Annotated in this window: 17 protein-coding genes, 1 tRNA gene and 1 pseudogene; 5 read left to right on the top strand and 14 right to left on the bottom strand. The window is 70.7% G+C overall.

The annotated features are described in order from the left end of the window. Nucleotides 1-198: 198 nt before the first annotated feature. A complete protein-coding gene (locus tag FNH04_RS15050) occupies nt 199-819 on the top strand; it encodes a MerR family transcriptional regulator (protein WP_152784424.1) in 621 nt (206 codons plus the stop codon). A 119-nt stretch (nt 820-938) separates the two neighbouring features. On the opposite strand, the gene FNH04_RS15055 is transcribed toward FNH04_RS15050, so the two are convergent. Next, the gene (locus FNH04_RS15055) at nt 939-1,742 is read right to left on the bottom strand and encodes an exodeoxyribonuclease III (RefSeq protein WP_322723086.1); all 804 of its coding nucleotides are present in this window, start codon (nt 1,740-1,742) and stop codon (nt 939-941) included. A 131-nt stretch (nt 1,743-1,873) separates the two neighbouring features. Here FNH04_RS15055 and FNH04_RS15060 point away from each other — a divergent pair, with 131 nt between their 5' ends. After that, entirely contained in the window at nt 1,874-2,350 is a 477-nt protein-coding gene (locus FNH04_RS15060; RefSeq protein ID WP_152784391.1) for a GNAT family N-acetyltransferase, read from the top strand. An 89-nt stretch (nt 2,351-2,439) separates the two neighbouring features. Here the strand turns inward: FNH04_RS15060 and FNH04_RS15065 are convergent, their stop codons facing one another. The 4 genes from FNH04_RS15065 to FNH04_RS15080 all read right to left on the bottom strand — a co-directional run bounded on the left by FNH04_RS15065 (nt 2,440) and on the right by FNH04_RS15080 (nt 7,018). Continuing rightward, nucleotides 2,440-3,966, bottom strand: a complete 1,527-nt coding sequence (locus FNH04_RS15065; RefSeq protein ID WP_322723087.1) for a family 43 glycosylhydrolase — start codon at nt 3,964-3,966, stop codon at nt 2,440-2,442. A gap of 238 nt (nt 3,967-4,204) precedes the next feature. After that, the gene (locus FNH04_RS15070; RefSeq protein ID WP_322723088.1) at nt 4,205-4,837 is read right to left on the bottom strand and encodes a response regulator transcription factor; all 633 of its coding nucleotides are present in this window, start codon (nt 4,835-4,837) and stop codon (nt 4,205-4,207) included. Continuing rightward, a complete protein-coding gene (locus tag FNH04_RS15075; protein WP_228031386.1) occupies nt 4,837-6,144 on the bottom strand; it encodes a sensor histidine kinase in 1,308 nt (435 codons plus the stop codon). Before FNH04_RS15075 ends, FNH04_RS15070 begins: the two co-directional genes overlap by 1 nt. A gap of 289 nt (nt 6,145-6,433) precedes the next feature. Continuing rightward, a complete protein-coding gene (locus FNH04_RS15080) occupies nt 6,434-7,018 on the bottom strand; it encodes a hypothetical protein (protein WP_152784395.1) in 585 nt (194 codons plus the stop codon). A gap of 190 nt (nt 7,019-7,208) precedes the next feature. On the opposite strand from FNH04_RS15080, the gene FNH04_RS15085 reads away from it, so the two are divergent. Both FNH04_RS15085 and FNH04_RS15090 read left to right on the top strand, forming a co-directional pair. Next, nucleotides 7,209-8,573 (top strand): BTAD domain-containing putative transcriptional regulator, encoded by a 1,365-nt coding sequence (locus tag FNH04_RS15085; protein ID WP_152784397.1) that lies wholly within the window; start codon nt 7,209-7,211, stop codon nt 8,571-8,573. A gap of 277 nt (nt 8,574-8,850) precedes the next feature. Then, a complete protein-coding gene (locus tag FNH04_RS15090; protein ID WP_152784399.1) occupies nt 8,851-10,542 on the top strand; it encodes an alpha/beta hydrolase in 1,692 nt (563 codons plus the stop codon). A 432-nt stretch (nt 10,543-10,974) separates the two neighbouring features. Here the strand turns inward: FNH04_RS15090 and FNH04_RS15095 are convergent. From FNH04_RS15095 to galU, 8 genes and pseudogenes are all read right to left on the bottom strand, one after another. Continuing rightward, nucleotides 10,975-11,184: pseudogene (locus FNH04_RS15095) on the bottom strand (IS5/IS1182 family transposase); the annotation flags it as partial. 263 nt (nt 11,185-11,447) lie between these two features. Continuing rightward, nucleotides 11,448-11,521, bottom strand: a tRNA-Ala gene (locus FNH04_RS15100). A gap of 178 nt (nt 11,522-11,699) precedes the next feature. Further along, a complete protein-coding gene (gene sepX / locus FNH04_RS15105; RefSeq protein WP_322723089.1) occupies nt 11,700-13,076 on the bottom strand; it encodes a divisome protein SepX/GlpR in 1,377 nt (458 codons plus the stop codon). Nucleotides 13,077-13,314: 238 nt separating this feature from the next. After that, nucleotides 13,315-13,914, bottom strand: coding sequence for a GNAT family N-acetyltransferase (locus FNH04_RS15110; protein ID WP_322723090.1), 600 nt, complete (start codon nt 13,912-13,914; stop codon nt 13,315-13,317). A 20-nt stretch (nt 13,915-13,934) separates the two neighbouring features. After that, entirely contained in the window at nt 13,935-14,597 is a 663-nt protein-coding gene (locus FNH04_RS15115) for a MogA/MoaB family molybdenum cofactor biosynthesis protein (protein ID WP_152784403.1), read from the bottom strand. Further along, nucleotides 14,594-15,106: a cyclic pyranopterin monophosphate synthase MoaC gene (moaC, locus tag FNH04_RS15120; protein WP_152784405.1), complete on the bottom strand. Its 513-nt coding sequence runs from the start codon at nt 15,104-15,106 to the stop codon at nt 14,594-14,596. Before moaC ends, FNH04_RS15115 begins: the two co-directional genes overlap by 4 nt. Before the next feature lie 116 nt (nt 15,107-15,222). Then, nucleotides 15,223-16,545, bottom strand: a complete 1,323-nt coding sequence (gene glp, locus FNH04_RS15125; RefSeq protein WP_152784407.1) for a molybdotransferase-like divisome protein Glp — start codon at nt 16,543-16,545, stop codon at nt 15,223-15,225. A 5-nt stretch (nt 16,546-16,550) separates the two neighbouring features. After that, nucleotides 16,551-17,453: a UTP--glucose-1-phosphate uridylyltransferase GalU gene (gene galU, locus FNH04_RS15130; protein ID WP_152784409.1), complete on the bottom strand. Its 903-nt coding sequence runs from the start codon at nt 17,451-17,453 to the stop codon at nt 16,551-16,553. A 133-nt stretch (nt 17,454-17,586) separates the two neighbouring features. Between galU and FNH04_RS15135 the strand changes: the two genes are divergently transcribed. After that, nucleotides 17,587-18,171 (top strand): 5-formyltetrahydrofolate cyclo-ligase, encoded by a 585-nt coding sequence (locus FNH04_RS15135; RefSeq protein WP_152784411.1) that lies wholly within the window; start codon nt 17,587-17,589, stop codon nt 18,169-18,171. Between the two features lie 109 nt (nt 18,172-18,280). Here FNH04_RS15135 and FNH04_RS15140 read toward each other — a convergent pair whose 3' ends face one another. Further along, nucleotides 18,281-21,040: a penicillin acylase family protein gene (locus FNH04_RS15140; RefSeq protein WP_152784413.1), complete on the bottom strand. Its 2,760-nt coding sequence runs from the start codon at nt 21,038-21,040 to the stop codon at nt 18,281-18,283. Nucleotides 21,041-21,184: the final 144 nt, after the last annotated feature.

Below are 21,184 nucleotides of genomic sequence, written 5' to 3' on the forward strand. Positions count from 1 at the left end.
CCTCCTTGCCTCGTACCGGCCTCGCGACTGCGCCAGTGAACACTGGCGCAATGGGGAGCGTAGGGCAGGACTCTACCGATGGGTAGGGGGCGGGCCAACGAAGTTACCTGCGGTACAACATGGGTGTCCGGCGGTACGACATAGGCTTCCGACGTGGCTGAGGAACCGGGAGAACACGGCGGACGACGCGAGTACCGCATGACGGAGCTGGCCAGGGAGGCCGGCATCACGGTGCGCACCCTGCGGTTCTACCGGGAGCGCAAGCTGATCCCGCCGCCCCGCCGCGAGGGCCGTATCGCCTGGTACGACGACACGCACCTGGCCCGGCTGCGCACGATCTCGGCCCTCCTGGAACGCGGTCACACCCTCAGCGGTATCGCCGAGTTGGCCGAGGCCTTCGATCACGGGCGCGACGTGGCGGAACTGCTGGGCCTGGGCGACCCCACCGAGGAGACCCCGATCCGCCTCTCCCCCGAGACCCTCGCCGACCACTTCGGCGACCAGGCCACCCCCGAGAACCTCTCCGCCGCGATGGACCTCGGCTATCTGGGCACCGACGGCGGCGAGATCGTGCACATCAGCCGCCGTCTGCTGGAGGTGTCGTCCCAGCTGGTCCGCGAGGGCATCCCGCTCTCCGCCGTCCTGGAGACGGGCAGACGCGTACGCGACCACGCGGACGCCCTCGCGGAACTCTTCACCGAACTGGTCCTCACCCACGCCTCGGCGGAGGACCTCCCTCGCCTGCGCCCGCTGGCACGGAGCGTGATGGAGGCGGAACTGTCACTGGCGCTCGACCGGTGGCTGCGCAAACAGCCGTAGCCGACCCGCGCCCGCCCCTGCCCTCACCCCTCGAAGACGACGGCCCTCGAAGACAACGGTCACCCCTCGAAGACAACGGTCGCCCCTCGAAGACGGCGGTCACTTGTCGAAGACGAGAGTCACCCCTCGAAGACCACAGTCACCGGAGCGTGGTCCGACCAGCGTTCGCCATGGCTGGCGGCCCGCTCGACATAGCCCTTGACCGCCCGTCCGGCGAGCCCGGGAGTCGCGACGGCGAGGTCGATCCTCCACCCCGAGTCGTTGTCGAAGGCACGCCCTCGATACGACCACCACGTGTACGGGCCCTCCACATCCGGATGCAGAGCGCGTACGACGTCGACGTACCCGCCGTCGTCCGGGTCGAGGACGCGCCCGAGCCACTCCCGCTCCTCGGGCAGGAACCCGGAGTTCTTCTGGTTCGCACGCCAGTTCTTCAGGTCGGCCTGCTGGTGGGCGATGTTCCAGTCACCGCAGACGACGACCTCGCGCCCACCGGCCGCGGAGCGCTCACGCAGGTCCTTCAGATAGGCGAGGAACTCCCCCATGAACCGCACCTTCTCGTCCTGCCGTTCCGTGCCGACCTCACCGGAGGGCAGATAGAGGCTGGCGACGGTGACACCGGGCAGGTCCACCTCGACATACCGCCCGCTGCCGTCGAACTCCGCGGAGCCGAAGCCCACTTGGATGCGCTCGGGTTCACGGCGGGTGTAGAGGGAGACCCCGGCCCGGCCCTTCGCCGCCGCCGGCGCGTGCACGACGTGCCAGCCGTCCGGCTCCCGCACCTCCGTCGGCAACTGCTGGGGCTCGGCCCGCACCTCCTGGAGGCACAGCACGTCCGCGGAGGTCTCCGCGAGCCACTCCACGAAGCCCTTCTTCGCGGCGGCCCGGAGCCCGTTCACATTCACAGAGGTCACAGTGAGCACCCGCGCACCATACCGGGGCGCGGCACAATGGGATGGGCGCGGGGACGGCCGCGGGGATGGCCGCAGGAGTGGCCGCGGGATGGCCGCCGACAGCCACCCCCACGGTAACGCATAGATGTACCATAATCCGCATGAATATACGCAGCGTCTCCTTCGACCACCCGGACGCCGTCAAGCTCAACGACCAGGTGCAGGCCGAGTACGCCCTCCGGTACGGCGACGGCGGCGACGCCACCACGCTCACCCCGACGGACTTCGAGCCGCCCCGCGGCCTGTACCTCATCGCGTACGACGAGCTGGACAGACCCGTGGCGACGGGCGGCTGGCGCACCCAGGACGAGAACGACGAGGGGTACTCGGACGGGGACGCCGAGCTGAAGCGGATGTACGTCGTCGACGAGGCACGCGGCAAGGGACTGGCCCGCCGCGTCCTGGCCGCCCTGGAGGACGACGCCCGCGCGGCGGGCCGTATCCGCATGGTGCTGGAGACGGGCTCGAAGCAGCCCGAGGCCGTCGGCCTGTACACCTCCAGCGGCTATGAACCGTGCGCCAAGTTCGGCTACTACCGCTTCCATGAGCTGAGTCTCTGCTTCGCGAAGCGGCTGTAGCGTCCCCTGGCGCACGCCCGGCGTCAGCCGGTCAGCCGGTCAGCCAGCCAGCTGGCCAATCCGGTCAGCTGGCCAATCTGGACAGTCGATCAGGCGGTCGTGGGCACGAGCCGCCACTGCTGGCAGTTGTTGTTCAGCCAGGACCACTGACGTACGTCCACGCCGTTGGCGGTGCCGCAGTTGGCGACGTCGGCGACCTTGCCGGTGCTGACGCTGGTGATCCGGACGTAGTCGCCGCCGGTGTAGATCAGGCGGAACTTCTGGCAGTTGTTGTTCAGCCAGGACCACTGACGGATGTCCGCGCCGTCGGCGGCGGAGCAGTCCGCGACGTCCGCGACCTTGCCGGTGGCCACGTTCACCAGACGGCTGCTGTCGTCGGCCATGTCCTCGATACGCCACTTCTGGTTGGCGCCGCCGTTGCAGGTCCACTGGAAGATGTTCGTGCCGTCCGCGGTGCCGCCGCCGTTGACGTCGAGGCACTTACCGCTGTTGCGGTTGACGATGGTGTACGCGGTCGGGGTGGTCGCGGTCTCGCCGGACGGGCCGGGCAGGGTCGTACCGAGCGCGACCGGGGTGCCGAAGTTGGGCGTACCGTCCGCGTTCCAGGTGAACTTCTGCGCGCGGGTGGTACGGGCGTTGCCGCAACCGCCGTTGGACGCGCTGTTGGCGTGGTAGACGATCCAGTTCTCGGTGCCGTCGGGGGACGTGAAGAACCCGTTGTGGCCGGGGCCGTAGACGCTGTTGGCGTCACTGCGCTGGAAGACCGGCGTCTGCTTCTTCGTCCAGGAGGCGGGGCTCAGCGGGTCGCTGCCGGTGAGCTCCAGCTGGCCCAGCTTGTAGTCGGCGGTCTGGCAGTTGCTGGCGGAGTACGTCAGGAAGGTGCGCCCGTTGCGGTACAGCGGCTCGGGGCCCTCGTTGACCGCGCCGCCCTGGGTCTCCCAGCTCAGCGTGGGGCTGGAGATGATCGTGAAGGGACCGCTGAGCGTGTACGGGTTGCTCATCGGGGCGATGACCAGGCTCTGCGTGCTGCCGTTGATCTTGCCGCTGCCCAGCAGGTAGAGCTTGTTGTCGTGCTTGAGGACACTGGCGTCGATCAGCCAGCCCTGCGCGGCCGCCGGGCCGGGGGTGAGGCTGGCGTCGGTGAGGATGTTCTTGTACGTGTACGTGCCCATCGGGTCCGTGCCGGAGCTCTCCAGCACGTGCGTGCGCTGGGTGTCACAGCAGGCGGCGCCGGACTGCGCGGCCGAGTAGTACAGGTACCACTTGCCGTCGAGGAAGTGGATCTCCGGTGCCCAGATGTTGGCGTTGCGGCCCGCGGTGGTGTCCGACCAGATCTCCACGCTCGGGGCGGTGCTCAGCCCGGCGAGGGTGGGGGACTTGCGCATGAGCAGCTTGTTGGTGAACGTCGTCGTCACCAGGTAGTAGTTGCCGTTGTAGTACTCCAGCCAGGGGTCGGCGCCCTTCTGCGACTTGATCGGGTTGGTGTACGGCTTGCCGTCGGCCGCGGCGGTGGGCTGCGTGACGACGAGGGACAGGGACGCGATCAGGGACAGCAGGGCTGCCCCGAGGATCGCCCAGCGACGACTCGACCGTTGACGGTTCAGGGTGCGGAGCACGGGAGGTCCTTCCGGCGGCGACTCGTCCAAGCGACTCTCCCCAGGCCACCCGTTCGAGATCACGAACACTGTGCGTAACTTCGGCCGAAAGGTAGAGGTGCGCTGGGAGTGGCGTCAATGGGTCGGACGAGGTCGGTATCCCGAACGCCGCCGACCACCCGAACAACCATCGTCGAGCCTGCGAAAACCCCAGGTCACAGCCTGTACGGGCGGTACGGGGCCGGGCCCGGACGCAAGCTCACGCCCGCAGAAAGGCAAGCACCGCCAGCACCCTGCGGTGCGTCTCGTCGGTCTGGGGCAGGTCCAGCTTGGACAGAATGCTGCCGATGTGCTTGCCGACCGCGGCCTCGGTGACCACCAGCTCGCGGGCTATCGCCCCGTTGGACCTGCCCTGTGCGACGAGCGCCAGGACCTCCCGCTCACGCGGTGTGAGCCGCTCCAGCGGATCCCGACGCCTGCGCAGCAACTGCCGTACGACCTCGGGGTCGACGACCGTACCGCCACCGGCGACCTCGTCCAGCGCGTCCACGAACTGCTCGACCTGCCCGACCCGGTCCTTGAGCAGGTACCCCACGCCCGATCCGTCACCGGAGTCCAGCAGCTCGGCCGCGTACGCCCGCTGGACATACTGACTGAGGACCAGCACCGGCAGTGCGGGCCGCCTCTCGCGCAGCCGCACCGCCGCGTGCAGCCCCTCGTCCTGGAAGCCCGGAGGCATCCGTACATCCGTGACCACGATGTCCGGCTCGTGCTCGGCGACCGCGGTGAGCAGCGCCTCGGCGTCCCCGACGGCCGCCACCACCTCGTGGCCGAAGCGGGTGAGCAGGCCGATGAGCCCGTCCCGCAGCAGCACGCTGTCCTCGGCCAGCACTACGCGGAGCGATCGGACCGCTCCGTCAACTCGGCCATCCGGCAAGGGATCTCCACACGCAGCAGGGTCGGTCCGCCCGGCGGGCTGGACAGGGAAAGTCTGCCATCGAGCACCGACACCCGGTCGGCGAGCCCGGTCAGCCCGCTGCCGCCGTCCGCGCTCGCACCACCGCGTCCGTCGTCGCGCACCTGGAGGTACAGCCGCCCGTCACGGTGCCCTCCGCTCACCTCCGCCCGGCTCGCCCCGCTGTGCTTGACGACGTTGGCGAGGGCCTCGCAGACCACGAAGTACACGGCGGCCTCCACGGACTGGGGCGGGCGCCCGGGCAGTGCCAGCGCCACGTCGACGGGCACCGGACTGCGGTCCGCGACATCCGTCACCGCGGCCTCCAGCCCGAAGTCGGCCAGGACCTTGGGATGGATGCCGTTGATGAGCTCCCGCAGCTCCGCCAGAGCCTGCCCGGCGTCCTCGTGCGCCTTGGCGAGCTGGTCGGCCAGCGGCCCGGGCGGCGCGTCCAGACGGGCCAGACCGAGGGTCATCGTCAGGGCGACCAGGCGCTGTTGGGCGCCGTCGTGCAGATCGCGCTCGATACGGCGCCGCTCCGCCTCGAAGGCGTCGACCAACCGGACGCGGGAGCGGGTCAGTTCGACGACCCTGTCCCCCAGGTCCGCGTCGCGCGGGGCTATCAGCAGACGCGTCAGCTCGGCCCGGGAACCGGCCGCGACCCCGAGGACGTACGCCCCGAGGGCCAGCAGTACGACCCCCGCCACCGAGGTCCCGAAGGCGACCGGCCAGTCCGTGACCGTCCACAGCTTGAGCACCTTGGCCTCCTGGCCGTCGCCCACCGTGGCCATCAGCAGCGGAGTGGCGATCACCCACACCGGGCAGAGCAGGGCCACCGCGACCACCAGCGCGTCGACCGGCCACAGCAGACCCGCGAGGAGCACGGTATGACCGAGCTCGCGCCAGGTCAGCGGCTCCCGCAGCCGCGTGCTGAACCAGCCCCACAGCCCCCACCCGCCGGACTCACCGTGCCCGCTGACCGCCGGATCCCGGTCGACCACCCGCAGCCTGCGCCGCTCCACCGAGGCCACGGGCACCCCGACGAGCGCGGTGACGGCGAGCACCGGCACCCCGACCAGGAAGATCACCAGAACTCCACCGGCGACCACCAGCGCCCCGACACCCACCAGGACGAGAACCCCGGCCACCACGCCGGACACCAGATACGCGGCGGCCCTCCACGGCCACGACGACACCAGAAAACCCGGCCGCGCCATGGCCTGCCACACATTCCGAGGCTGCATGGAGATCACCGTACGAGGCCGAATGACACGCGACCATGGGCCCAGCGGGCGGGGCGGGGGTGGTGACAGCCCTACCCCCGAACGCGGACTCCACGGACCGGAAGGCGCATCGGAGAGGACCGGGTGCGGTGCGGTCACTCCGCCCGGGGAAGGGGTGTCTTCTCCGTCCCGCCGGGCGTCATCGCCCTGCCCCCGACGGCCATGGCGACCAGTATTCGCACGTTGGCGGGCGACTCCGTCCCACCGCTCCGCCCGGCCTGGTGAGCAGACTCAACGCCGGGCCGCGCGGTCAGTCGATGCGCGCGCAGATGTCGTCCTGAGTCCCGTGCGCCATGGTCACGGTCTTGTACCCGGTGGAGTCGATGTCCAGGGTGTACGCCCCGTCGATGACGTACAGGCCCCGCGGCAGACTGCCACCGCCCTCCCCGACGCCGACCAGCACGGGGCCGAGCACGGACCAGAACTGGGAGCCGTCGGTGCGGTGGTCGACGACGGCGGTACCGCTCACGTCCGCGTCGTACGAGGCACCGGTCCCGGCATGGGTGACCCTCACGACCAGGTCCCCCTTGTACACGACCCGTTTCGCGGAACCGTCGGGATGAGTCTCCAGCACGCGCCGCACCACTTCGTCGACGACGGGCTCACCGTGGACGGGAAAGTCACACCGGACGCCTGCGGGGACGTCCCAGGGCGCGGAGGGCGCCGGCTCCCAGCCCTTGCCGATGCCGATGCCGATGCCGGATGGAACGTCCGGGACCGGGCCGGCGGATACGGCCGAGACCGGGCCGTCCGGCCCTTCGGGCGCGGCCGAGGCCGGCACCGCGCCGAGGAGCAGGGTGGCAAGGGCCGACAGGACAACGACGTTTCGCCGCATGGCTTTCTCCCTGGTGAGGCGGGTACGAGAGGGGTTCAGCTGAGCCGGACGCCAGCCTCGCCCCTCCCCCTGACCAAACCCTCACCACGCTCCCGACCGGCAGGAAGCCCGTCCGCGCCGGACTGGCCGGACCAGCTGACCAGCCGGACCAGCTGACCGGCCGAACAGAACAACTAGGCTGCTCAGAACCATGGAGTTCCAGCTGCTCGGTCCGTTCCACGCCCGTCACGAGGGACAGCGGGTACTGGTGGGCAGCCGCCGCCAGGAGCGGTGCCTGCTGTCGATCCTGCTGCTGCAGGCGGGCCGCACCGTGACGACCGCACGCCTCATCGACCTGCTGTGGAACGGCGACGCGCCCGCCACGGCCCGCAGCACCGTCCACACGTACGTCGGCAGGCTGCGCGCCGGCCTCAGACCGCACGGACTGCGCATCGACACCCGGCACGACGGCTATGCCGTGGAACCCGGCGGACATGTGATCGACGCACAGGAGTTCACCCGCCTCGTCCGGCAGGCGGCAGCCGTCGGCGACCCTGCCGAGCGGGTACGCCTCCACGACGAGGCCCTCGCGCTGTGGAAGGGCCCGCTGCTCGCCGATGTGGCCGACGACCGGCTCCGTGACCGGCTCGGCCGCCACCTCGGTGAGCTGCGCCTTTCCGCCCTGGAGCAGTGGGCCGAGGCCCAGCTCGCCCTGGGCCGGCACGAGCGGGTCGCGGCGGATCTGATGGCGCCGGTCCGGGAGCATCCGGAGCGGGAACGGCTGGTCGCCGACCGGATGACCGCGCTGTACAGGAGCGGCCGCCAGGCCGATGCCCTCCAGCTGTACCGCAGCACTTACGAGGCGCTGGTGAACGAGTTCGGCGTCGATCCGGGCCCCGAACTGCGGTCTCTGCACAGCCGCATCCTGCGGGGCGACCCTCGGCTGGACCGGCGGCCCGCGCCCGTCTACGCGGTACGGGTCGGCGAGGAGTGGCTGCCGTGGAACACCAGCGGACACCCGGCCCTGGAGTTCTGCAACACCTACGCCGGCTGGGGCGGCCCTCCTTTGCCGGGCTCGGAGTGGCTGCGCGGCTACACCACGCTCGCCGTGTGGGCCGGCCATATGGACCTGGCGGACGACCGGCTCGTCACCTGGCTGCTCGACCGGGCTCGGCAGCACCCCGAGGAGGCGGCAGCCGCCCTGGAGGAGGCCCGGGAGTTCCGTACCGCCCTGTACACCTGCCTGACCGACCCCCACGACGCCCGGGCCTTCAAGGCGGTGGCCGGTGTCGTGGAGGACGCCGCCAGGTTCTCGGTGTTCACCCTCGGCGAGGACGGTCTGGGGCACTGGCTGCCGTCCCGCGCCGCCGATTTGCGGTTACCGCTCTGCGCGGCGGCCCGAAGCGCCGCGGAACTCCTCGCGGATCCACGCCGCTTCACGATCCGCGCCTGCCCCAGTGAGGACTGCGGCTGGCTCTTCCTCGACCAGCGCGGCCGACGCAGATGGTGCAGCCTGGCGACCTGCGGCAGCGGCTCGCCGCCGCGCGACCGATGCACGACAGCCGGTCTCCCCTGACCTGCCCACCCTGGAGACCACATACAAGGATCCCGCCCGATCAATGAGATCGGACGGGATCTCGTCAACCGTCCTCGAACCAGGTCGAGAACACGCCCGCCGGCGGCGAGCGCGGTCGCCGCAGGCCACGACTGTACGGATCGCCCGTTCGGCCCCATTCGGCCGCGATCGGCTCGCGCGTGTCGCCGGGGCGCGATGTCGTGGTGCAGACGGATGCGTGCCGGTGTGCACGGCATTGGCGGCACCGGCCCCCGACGGCGAAGGAGGAGGACGGAGTATGCCCCTATCCGGATTCACAGCGGGCCGCCGACATTGTGCGGCGGCCCTCACCGCGACGGTGATCTGCTCAACGATGGTCACCGGGCCGGGACTTGCCCGGGCCGGTGGTGCGCCGACACCGCCGGTGCCCGCCCCGCGGCTGGACTGGAGCCCCTGCATACCCGGCGGCCGGTTCGACTGCGCCACCGCCAAGGTACCGCTGGACTACGGCGCCCCTGGTGGCCGCACCGTCGACCTGGCCGTCATCCGGCGGAAGGCGACCGACCCCGGACGGCGCATCGGCACCCTGTTCTACAACCCCGGTGGTCCAGGCGGGCCCGGGACGGTGCAGATGCCACAGAACTACGAGTCCTTCCCGCAGGAGGTGCGGGAGCGGTTCGACATCGTCAGCTGGGACCCCCGCGGAATCGGCAACAGCACCGCGATGAACTGCTTCGCCGATCCCGAGGAAGCCACCGCCTGGAGCGCGAGCAAACCGGCTGGGTTCCCGGTGGGCGAGCGGGAGCGGAAGACCTGGATCGCCGCGTACAAGGATCTGACCCGGCGCTGTCAGCAGCGCGACCCCGAGCTCCTGCGTCATGTGTCGACCGCCGACACCGCTCGCGACCTCGACCAGCTCCGCCAGTCGGTGGGCGAATCACAGCTCAGCTACCTCGGGATGTCCTACGGCACGATCCTCGGCGCCACCTATGCCAACCTCTTCCCCGGCAAGGTCCGCGCCATGGTCCTCGACAGCAATATCGACCCGCAGGCCTGGACGAACCGTGCCTCGCGGAGCGAGCCCCGGCCCACGACGTTCCTGCGCATGGGCGCGGACCGCAGCGCGGCGGCAACCCTGGACCAGTTCCTCACCCTGTGCGGATCCACCACCACCGCCCACTGCGCCTTCTCGGCCGGCAGCCCGAAGGCGACCCGTGAGAAGTTCGATCAGCTGCTGCGGCGCCTCCGGGAGCATCCTGTGGGCACGTGGACCTACGCCGGCACGGTCGGTGACGCGATCAACAGCCTCTATATCGTCCACCCCGGGTGGACGGATCTCGCCGGCCGGCTTCAGGACCTGTGGCAGGGCCGCGTCCCGGAGCCGTCCGAGCCCCCGACCCCGTCCCCGATCCCGCATCCGAATCCGTACACGGGCGACGAACAGGGGGCGTCCGTGCTCTGCGGCGACAGTCCCAACCCACGTGACCCCGGCGTCTACCACGCGCTGGAGGAGGCCGCCGCCCGTGCGGGCGACGCCGGACGCTTCTGGGCCTGGGCCGCGGAGCCGTGTGCGACCTGGCCGACCCGAGCCGCCAACCAGTACAACGGCCCGTGGAACAACCCCACGGCACACCCCGTCCTGGTGGTCGGCACCACCTACGACCCCGCCACTCCCTACGCGGGCGCGCAGGCCATGGCCAAGGAACTGGCCAACGCCCGTCTCCTCACCAACAACGGATACGGCCACACCGCACTGGTCAACTCCAGCAGCTGCGTCAAAGCGCACGAGAGCCGGTACCTCATCGACGGCACCCTCCCGCCGCCCGGAACAACGTGCCGCCAGGACACGCCGCCCTTCTCCTCACCCCGGCCACACGGCGGCGTCGACACCGGTGGAGGCGCGATGGCAGGCGCCGTCTCCGGACACCAGCCCTCCAGCGGCGAGTTCAGGCGCCTCAAGCGGTTGGTCCACCCGCCCATCCTGCCGTGAGCCACCACCCACCGAACAGGGTGTAGCTTTCAGGGACCGGAAACACCGCTCCCGCAACACAACACCCCGCGCCCGGGAAGCAACGCGGGATCCCTACCCCGTCCGGGTCCACACCGGAACGGAAAGCGTCCGGCAGGGCGGCCTCCACCGCTCCGGCACGTCGCAGCCGACGACGTGAACAGCAGCAGGAGCTGAACACGATCGGCACCGGCCGAGCCCCGCGGCCGGACACCGGCTCACATCCGACGGGATTCCAACCCCCACCGAACACCCCCGCGAGCCGACCACCCGACGTCGCCCCCGATCACCCAGGACGATCCAGGACGACCCAGGAACCCCAAGCCGGTCAGCGACGCTTGAGCAAGCCCGGAAACGACGACGAAGATCCCGCGCGATCACCATGATCGCCGGGATCTTTGTCAACTGACCTTGAGCGAACTGCCTTGCACGATGGTTCGTTCGCCAGCAAGCCACCACCAGCAGCACCCGATCTGCCAGCGGTAGCCCCCACGATCGGCCCTTGGCAGCGGCGTCCGCGCCGTCTCGCCGCAACACGGTCACCAGCGACCCGAACAGACGCGGACTCAGTCCGCTGAACGGAGCTGTCCAGGACGACTCTGACGCCGTATCACGTGCGTTCAGCCCCACGGAGACCCGGCACCCTCTTGGCAGCCACGCCAGTCGGGATGCTCACCCTCGGGTCGCGATGCAGATCCTTCGCCGCAGCAAGATCGCGGTGGACGACGGAGGTGTACACGCACGTCCCGTCGAAGTCCACCCGCCGGGCACTGCGCAAGCTCGGCAAGCACCTCGGAAAGCAAGATCCGAAGTAGTTGCTGTACTCCGCTGCTGTACGGCATGTCAAAGCCCCGGTCGGTGATCACCGACCGGGGCTTTGAGCTGCGTGGACCTGAGGGGATTTGAACCCCTGGCCCCCTCGATGCGAACGAGGTGCGCTACCGGACTGCGCCACAGGCCCTTGCAACGAGTGAAACTCTAGCATCCCCATCCGGGTGCTTGGAAATCCGTTCCGTGCTGGTCAAGGCCGACCGGGTCACGAGCCGACGGGGCGGCGGCGACGGTCGGGAAAGCGCCGACGAGCTACCTGCCGAGGCGTCAGCACTGTCAGCGCACTCGGCAGGGCGGTGTCGCCCGAGCTACTCGTTGGCCGCCCGCGGCCGGTCCCCGTCCTCGTACTGGTCGAACAGCGGGGTCCGCCCGCGTTCCCGCGCCCGGCGCGCGGACGCGGCACGGCGGGCGTCGGAGCGGGTGCCGTCGGAGGAGTCGCCGTCCTCCGGGCCCTGCTCAACCGAAGCCGAAGCCGAAGGCGCACACGAAGCCGCACCCGGAGCCGAAGCCTCCGAGGGCGGGGCAGGCGAAGGCGCCGGCACCGAGGGCTCCGGGTCGCGCGCGGACGCGGCAGCAGCGGCAGTGGCAGCCGTGGCGCCACCGGCACCCCCCGCCCCGACCGCGCTCGACCGCGCCGAGCTCCACGAGTCCGGCGCCCCCAGGTCGACACTCGGCGTGGCCCGCGGCGCGACCGGTGCGGTCACGTACGTGGGGAGCGGTACCGGGACCGGGTCCCAGCTGTCCCCGTGGCCGGGCCGCCGCTGCCGCTCGCGCTGCTGGTCGACCCACTCCGCGTGGTCGGTCTGCTCGACGAGGGCACGGCGGTCGGCCGCCAGCGCGGACAGACCGGGGTTGGTCTCGACCGCTGGGCCGCCCTCCGGCTCGTCGGCATCCGTGTCGGGCGCCGGGCGCCGCCGGGGCTGCCGCTCGCGCAGCCGCTGCGCCGCCGCCTCGGCCCGCCGCCGGTCCATGGTGTACGCGAACCGCCGCCGTTCCTTGACCCGGAGATGCGCGATGTAGGCGCTGAGCAGCACCGCCGGCACGCCGGGCGCCCACAGGAGCGAGAGCCCTCCGACCGCCGCGACGATCGCGCCGAGCGTGAAGGCGAGGAAGAGCACCACGGTCGTACGCCGTCGGCGCGCCAGCACCTTGGAGCGCCGGGCGCGCGCCTCGGCCTCCTTCGAGGCCGCACCCCGTCCCCGCGAACCCGACGGCGCCTTGCCCGCCGGCTTGCCCGCGGGCGCCTCGACGGCCGGATCCACCGCCGAACCCCCGGACCGCCCACCGGACTTCGTACTCGCCGAAGCCGAAGCCGCCGATGCCGCCGAAGCCGCTGCCTTGGCGCCTCCCCGGGGCGCGCCGCTCTTGGGCTCGTCCGGCTCCACCGGCAGCTGCGACTTCGTCTGGGACCGATACGGGGGCATGGCGAAGGCGCGGACGTCCACCGAGCCGGTGACGTCACGCGGGTCGGCGTCCTGCTCCTCCTCTTCGGAGGAGCGCGCCCGCAGGTCCTTGGCGTACCGGCGCTCCATGCCCGCCCGTCCGGACAGGAGCCGGATGGCGGTGCTGAAGCGTTCCGTCGGACGGGCCTCGTTCAGCTCGTCCTGCCTACGGAGCCACATCGGCACCAAGTAGGCGGCCCAGGCCCCGACGATGACTGCGTAGATGAGGCCGCTGCTGCTCACGCCTCACACGGTAGAGGGGTTTGCGTGAGGCCATCTGCCAATTGCGCCGGTGTGTCGCACGATCTGGCTGATATTTCGAGCTTTTTTTGCGACCGATGCGATCAGCAGGCCGCCTGGAGCGCGAAATTAACGCCGCGAGGCGATCGACCGGCGATCAATTTCGAACACTTATTTCATTTACGGGAGGCGATTCCCGTCGGCGACCGCCGACCCCGCGGTCACCTGGGGTTACGCCGAGTTACGCGGAGTTCCGCGCGCGTACCCGCTGCCAGCGGCTCAGCAAGCCGTCGGGCACCTCTTCGGCGGTGAGCGCGAAGACGAGATGGTCGCGCCAGGCCCCGTCGATGTGCAGATATCGTGGACGGAGCCCTTCCTCGCGGAATCCGAGTTTCTCCACGACCCGGCGGCTGGGCCTGTTCTCGGGGCGAATGCAGACTTCGATGCGGTGCAGTCCGACGCTGCGGAAGCAGTGGTCGACCACGAGCGCGACCGCCGTCGGCATCACGCCCCGCCCGGCGACCGTCTCGTCCACCCAGTAACCGACGTGCCCGGAGCACATCGACCCCCAGGTGATCCCGGCGACCGTCAGCTGTCCGACGAGCCGCCCCTGGTACTCGATCACGAAGGGCAGCATCCGGCCCGCGTTCCCTTCCGCGCGCAGATGGCGGACCATCTGGCGGTAGGTCGGCCGGTGCGCGACCGGGCCGCCGGGCGTGGGCGGCGGAATGGTCGCCTCCCAGGGGCGCAGCCAGTCCCGGTTGCGCCGGTTGACCTCGCGCCAGGCCCGCTGGTCGCGCAGCCTTATCGGCCGGAGGACGATGTCGCCGTCCGCCAGCACGACGGGCCAGGATGGGCTGTTCAGCTCGCACCCCCAGTCGCTTCTGGGCGGTCCGCCCCGGGACCGGGCCGTCCACCGGCCACCCCGCCGGGTCTCTGCTCGGCGGTGTCCACGGCCCCGGCACCGCCGGGTCTGTGACCGGCGCCGTGCGCGGCTCCGCCCGGTCCGGGATGGTCCCCGCCGCGGATCTGGTCGACGGCGTGGACCAGCAGGGGCTCCAGCACGGCCAGGCCGTCCTTCACACCGCCGGTGGAGCCCGGCAGGTTGACGATCAGTGTCCGGCGCGCGACCCCCGCGAGCCCCCGGGACAGGGCCGCCGTGGGCACCTTCTCTCTTCCGAACGCCCTGATGGCCTCGGGAATGCCCGGTACCTCGTGATCGAGCACGCTCCGGGTGGCCTCCGGGGTCCGGTCGGTGGGCGAGATGCCGGTGCCGCCGGTGGTCACGATGACGTCGTACCCGGCCTCGACCCCCTCGCGCAGCGCGGCCGCCACGGGGTCGCCGTCGGGGACGACCCGCGGCCCGTCGACGGCGAAGCCGAGCTTCGTGAGCCCGTCCACGATCAGGGGCCCGCCCTTGTCCTCGTACACACCGGCCGCGGCCCGGTTGGAGGCGGTCACGACCAGGGCGGTGTACGGCGCGGCCGGGGCGCGCCCCGGTGACACGTCCGGGGAGCCGGTCATCCCCGGCTCCAGTCGCCCGACTTCCCGCCGGTCTTCTCCTCCACGCGTACGTCCGTGATGACCGCCCCCTTGTCGACCGCCTTGACCATGTCGATCACGGTGAGCGCCGCCACGCTGACCGCGGTGAGGGCCTCCATCTCCACGCCCGTGCGGTCGGTCGTCTTCACCGTGGCCCGGATCTCGACGGCGTCGTCCGCCACCGACAGATCAAGCTTGACACCCGACACCGACAACGGGTGGCAGAGCGGGATGAGGTCCGGTGTGCGCTTGGCTCCCATGATCCCCGCGATGCGCGCGGTGGCCAGGGCGTCGCCCTTGGGCACTCCCTCGCCGCGCAGCAGCTCGATCACGCGCGGCGCGACCAGGACCCGGCCGCTGGCGCGGGCGGTGCGCGCGGTCACGTCCTTCTCCGACACATCGACCATGCGGGCGGCTCCCGCCTCGTCGATATGCGTCAGTCGGTCCTGCGCAGGCGGTCCGGGGGTCTCCCCCCGGGAAGACACGGTCATGTGCTCGGCGCTCCCGGTCAGGGCCGTCTCGGACGGCGCACAGCCTTGTTGTGCGCGACACGGTACGCCAACTTCAGCGGCCCTGCGGAGCTGGACCTCCCTGGTCCCGGCGGGGCTCAGCCCAGCAGGACCACGTCCACCTCGGCGCCGGGCTCGAGCGACTCGGTGTCCTCGGGGACCACGATCAGCGCATCGGCCTGGGAAAGGGCCGCGACCAGGTGCGACGCGGCACCCCCGACGGGGCTGACCTTGCCGTCGGCGTACGTCCCGCGCAGGAACTGCCGGCGCCCCGCGGGCGAGGTCAGCGCCTTGGACGCCTCCAGCGTCGCCCTGACCGTGGGCCGGTGGAGGTCCTCCAGCCCCATCAGGGCGCGGATGGCGGGCCGTACGAACACCTCGAAGGAGACGTACGACGACACCGGGTTGCCCGGCAGCGCGAGCAGCGGGGTGTGGTCCGGGCCGATGGAGCCGAAGCCCTGGGGCTTGCCGGGCTGCATGGCGAGCTTGCGGAACTCGACTCCGCTGCCCGCCTCGTCCTCGTCGCCGACGGACTGGAGGGCCTCCTTGACGACGTCGTACGCCCCGACGCTGACCCCGCCCGTGGTGACCACCAGGTCGGCGCGGACGAGCTGGTCCTCGATGGTGGAGCGGAGCGTCTCGGCGTCGTCGGTGACCGCGCCGACCCGGTAGGCGATGGCTCCGGCGTCGCGGGCGGCGGCCGTCAGGGCGAAGCTGTTGGAGTCGTAGATCTGACCGGTGCCCAGCTCCGTGCCCGGCTGGACGAGTTCGCTGCCCGTGGAGACGACGACCACGCGCGGGCGCGGGCGCACGCGGACCGTGGCCCGGCCGATCGCGGCGAGCAGCGCGATCTGCGGCGGGCCGAGGATGGTGCCCGCCGCGAGGGCGCGGTCGCCGGCCTTCACGTCGCTGCCCTTGTCGCGTACGTGCGCGCGTGCTTCGGCGGCGCGGTGGACGGCCACCTGTCCGGAGGCGCCCTCGGGGCTGGTGCTGTGGGCGCGCATCCGGGAGACGGGCCCCTCGCCGAGGCCACCGTCGGTCCACTCCACGGGGACGACCGTCTCGGCGCCGGGCGGCAGCGGGGCACCGGTCATGATGCGGGCGGCCTCACCGGGGCCCACGTACGGCTGCTCGCCCTGCCCCGCCGCCACGTCGCCGATCACCGTCAGGACGGCCGGATACTCCTCGCTCGCGCCCGCGATGTCCGCGACCCGCACCGCGTACCCGTCCATCGAGCTGTTGTCGAACGGCGGCAGCGACAGCGGCACCGTGACGTCCTCGACCAGGACGCAGCCCTGGGCGTCGAGGAGCTGCAGCTCGATGGGCTCCAGTGGACGCACGGTGGCGAGGATGTCCTCCAGGTGCTCGGTCACCGTCCAGAGGTGGTCCTTGCCGGTGTCGCGGGGCGGGGCGCTGCTCAACGTCGCTACATCTCCTCGGCTACGTAACTGCGAAGCCAGGTCCGGAACTCCGGGCCCAGGTCTTCACGTTCGCACGCGAGTCTGACAATGGCACGCAGGTAGTCGCCACGGTCGCCGGTGTCATAGCGGCGGCCCTTGAAGACGACGCCGTGGACGGGGCCGCCCACCTTCTCGTCGGCGGCGAGCTGCTGGAGGGCGTCGGTGAGCTGGATCTCGCCGCCGCGGCCCGGCTCGGTCGTGCGCAGGATGTCGAAGATGTGCGGGTCGAGGACATAGCGGCCGATGATGGCGTAGTTGGAGGGGGCGTCGGCCGGTTCCGGCTTCTCGACCATGCCGATGACCCGGACGACGTCGCTGTCCTCGGTGGCCTCGATGTCCGCGCATCCGTAGAGGTGGATCTGCTCGGGCGCGACCTCCAGGAGCGCGACGACACTGCCGCCGTGCTGCTCCTGGACCTCGACCATGCGCTGGAGCAGGGGGTCGCGCGGGTCGATGAGGTCGTCGCCGAGAAGGACGGCGAAGGGCTCGCGGCCGACGTGCGGGGCCGCGCACAGGACGGCGTGACCGAGACCCCTGGGGTCGCCCTGGCGCACATAGTGCATGGTGGCGAGGTCGCTGGACTCCTGGACCTTGGCGAGGCGGCGGGCGTCGCCCTTCTTCTGGAGGGCGGACTCCAGCTCGTAGTTGCGGTCGAAGTGGTCCTCCAGGGGACGCTTGTTGCGACCTGTGATCATGAGGACGTCGTCGAGGCCCGCAGACACCGCCTCCTCCACCACGTACTGGATGGCCGGCTTGTCCACGACCGGCAGCATCTCTTTGGGAGTGGCTTTGGTGGCCGGCAGGAACCGGGTACCGAGGCCGGCTGCCGGGATGACAGCCTTGGTGATCCGGGAGTTCGACTCAGTCATGCCCGCAACCTTATCCGGTGCCTTTGTGCGGAATCTGTGGCTGCGGTTAATTCGCTCTCATATGAGCCCACTATGAACAGTACGGGAGCAACTTGTGAGCCGGAAGAGGCACGGTCCAGAGCCTGCCAAGCGAATGTTGCGGCGGGAGCTCGTCGAGGTGAGGAACGGGTTGACGGCGGATGACGTCCGGAGAACCGCGGACCTCCTGGCCGGACGCGCCCTCGCCCTGCCCGAACTGGCGCGGGCGGGCACGGTCGCGGCGTACGTCTCCGTGGGGAACGAGCCGGGCACTCTCACGCTCCTCGACACACTCCACGCGCGCGGGGTGCGCGTACTGCTGCCCGTGCTGCGCGAGGACAACGACCTGGACTGGGGCGCGTACGAGGGCGAGGGGTCCCTGGCGCGCGTCCAACACAGCGGGAAAATGGCTCTTCTGGAGCCGTCCGGCGAGCGCCTCGGCCCGGAGGCGGTCGAGCGGGCCGACGCCGTCCTGCTGCCCGGTCTCGCCGTCGACGCGCGCGGGATGCGCCTCGGCCGCGGTGGCGGCTCGTACGACCGGGTCCTGGCCCGGCTGGAGCGCGCGGGGGCCGATCCGGCGCTGGTGGTGCTCCTGTACGACACGGAGGTCGTCGACCGCGTCCCCGAGGAGCCTCATGACCGCCCGGTGCACGCGGTGGTGACACCTTCGGGAGTACGGCGCTTCCGGACCGCCCTCTGACGCGCGCCCCTGCACCTGACGCACACCCCTGTACGCGAAAGGGGCCCTCCACGCGCGGAGGGCCCTTTTCGTCAGGCGGTCAGGCAGTCACGCGGTCACGCGGGGAACGTCACGGCTTCAGCAGCAGCGTGTCGCTCGTGCTCGCCGTGACCGCCTTCTCCGAGAACGACCAGGTGAGCAGTTCTCCCTCGGCCCACTTGCCCGTCTGGTCGGTGTAGTGGGCGTTGTAGGCGTGCCCGGAGGCGCCCGTGAGGTTGATCCACTTGGACTTGTCGAGGTCCCCGAGGTTGACCACCATCCGCATCGACGGCACCCAGACGACGTTGTAGCCGCCCGCCGCGTTCCAGCCGGTCGCGTTGACCGTGGCCTCGCCGCCGCCGAGGTTCCAGGGGCCGCGGTTGAGCATGTACTGCAGGACGCCGGGGCCCTCGGTGCCCAGGGTCTGGTTCTTCAGGAACAGGCGGTGCAGCCGGCCCCAGCTCCAGGTGTCGATGTCCTTGCCGAGCTTGGCGGTCAGCTCCCAGCGGGCGTCCTCCATGGCCCGCCCGAACAGCTCGTCACGGGTGTTGGCCGCTTTCTCGGTGCGGGTCTTGGGGGCGGACCACCAGTCGTTGTCCTCGTCGTCGATGATCCTGCGGACCACCTCGAACCAGCGGTCGCCGCCGTCCGGCTGTGCCTGGTCGGCGTCGCGCTGACCGCACTCGCGCACCTCCGTCACCTCGTCGGCCGGGCCGGTCGTGTCGGTCGGCCTGACCCACAGGCACTGGCCCTTGACCCGCAGCTCCCTGGGCAGCTTGTCGCCGAAGCCGAGCTTGAGGATGTTGCGCCAGACCGCGTTGAAGTACGCGGCCGCCGCCGAGTCGGCGTCCTGGGTGTAGTCCCAGCCCTCCAGCAGCTTCTGCGCCTCGCGGACGTCGTCGTCCTTGACGTCGATCTTCAGCAGCAGGGGCACCAGGAGCCGGGCGATCTCGCTGCTGTTGTCCAGCTGCATCTGGCGCATGTCCTCGGTCGAGACCTTCCCGCCGCCCTTGATCTTCGACTCGATCAGGTCCGCTATGCGCTGGCTGCGCGTGCCGTAACCCCAGTCCGTGGTGAGCGTGTAGGGGTACTTGTCCTTGTCGACGACGGCCTGGTTGGCGGTGACGATGTAGCCGCGGTCCGGGTTGTACTCGTAGGGCAGCTCGTCCTCGTCGATGTAGCCCGTCCAGCGGTAGCCGGGATCCCAGCCCGGCGCCGGGAGCGAGCCGTCGCCCTTGCCGCGCTGCGGGATCCTGCCGGGCAGCTGGTAGCCGATGTTGCCCTCGGTGTCGGCGTAGATCAGGTTCTGCGAGGGCGCGTCGAGCAGGGCGGCGGCCTTGCGGAAGTCGGTCCAGTTCTCGGCCTTGTCCATCGCGAACACGGCGTCCATGGAGGTGCCCGGTTCCAGCGCCGTCCAGCGCAGCGCGATGGCGTAGCCGTCGCCGCGGTCGGGAGCCGCGGTGTCGACGGAGGCCTTCTTGCCGACCGTGACTAGCTCGCTGTCGCGGTCCGACAGGAGGGGGCCGTTGTTGGTCGTGCGCACGACGATCTTCTTGGACTCGCCGCCGGCGACCTTGATGGTCTCCTCGCGGGTGGCGAAGGACCGTACCTTGTCGTCGTACTCGTAGCCGTCGCCGGTGAGCTTCTCCAGGTACAGGTCCGTGACGTCGACGCCGGAGTTGGTCATGCCCCAGGCGATGTTCGCGTTGTGGCCGATTATCACGCCCGGCATACCGGCGAAGGTGTAGCCCGAGACGTCGTACTGGCAGTTGTCGGAGATCGCCTTGCAGTGCAGGCCCATCTGGTACCAGACGGACGGCAGCGAGGCCGACAGGTGCGGGTCGTTGGCGAGCAGCGGCTCACCGCCGACGGTGTGGGCGCCGGAGACGACCCAGGAGTTGGAGCCGATGCCGTTGCCGTTCACGCCGACGGCCTCGGGCAGGTCCTCCAGCTCGTCGTACAGGCCCGAGAGCTGGGTCTGGAGGGCGTCGGACGCCCCTGCGGCGGTCCCGGTGCCCCCCGCGGTCCCCCCGCTCTGGGTGGAGCCGCCCGTGCCCTGCGCCCCCTGGGTCCAGGTCTCGGTGAGCTCGTCGTACTGGCCCTCCTGGACGATCGCCCTGTTCCGGTCGTACGGATACTTCGGGTACAGGTCGTCGATCTGCTTCGGGCCCAGACGGCTACTCATCAGGGCGCGGTCGATCTCGTCCTGCATGTTGCCGCGCAGGTCCCAGGCCATCGCCTTCAGCCACGCGATCGAGTCGACCGGGGTCCACGCCTCGGGCTTGTAGTCGTTGCTGAAACCGAGGGCCGCGTACTCCAGGGAGATCTCCTCGCCCTGCTTGCCCGCCAGGTAGGCGTTGACTCCCTTGGCGTACGCCTGGAGGTACTTCTTGGTCGCGGCCGACAGCTTGGTGTCGTACTCCTCCTTCGCCACCCGGGCCCAGCCCAGGGTGCGCAGGAACTCGTCGTTGTCGACCTGGCCCTCACCGAACATCTCCGAGAGGCGGCCCGCGGTCATGTGGCGGCGCACGTCCATCTCGTAGAACCTGTCCTGTGCCTGGACATAGCCCTGGGCCATGAACAGGTCCTCGTCGGAGGAGGCGTAGATCTGCGGGATCCCGTAGCCGTCGCGCTTGACGTCGACCGGCCCGGACAGGCCCTCCAGCGTGATCGACCCCTTGGTCTGCGGGAACGAGGCGCGGACGGTGCTGATCGACCAGTACCCCCCGAAGCCGACGCCTCCGATGATCGCCAGGACCAGGACGATCAGGAGCAGACGGGCTCTGCGCCCCTTCTTCCTGCCGGACTTGCCCGGCTTCTGACCGGAGGAGGCGGTGGTGTTGGGGGGCATCGCTGTCCTTGCTGTCCTAACGCGAGCGGCAGACCGAACTGTGCTTTTAACTGAGCGCTGGGAGCAACCATAGGCGCAGGGCCCCGCGCCACTTGACGCGGAGTCGGCAACCGGCACGCACGAACGTTCGATCTTGGCCACTCG

Origin of the sequence: Streptomyces phyllanthi, from assembly GCF_009377205.1 — a bacterium.
Taxonomy (GTDB): domain Bacteria; phylum Actinomycetota; class Actinomycetes; order Streptomycetales; family Streptomycetaceae; genus Streptomyces; species Streptomyces phyllanthi.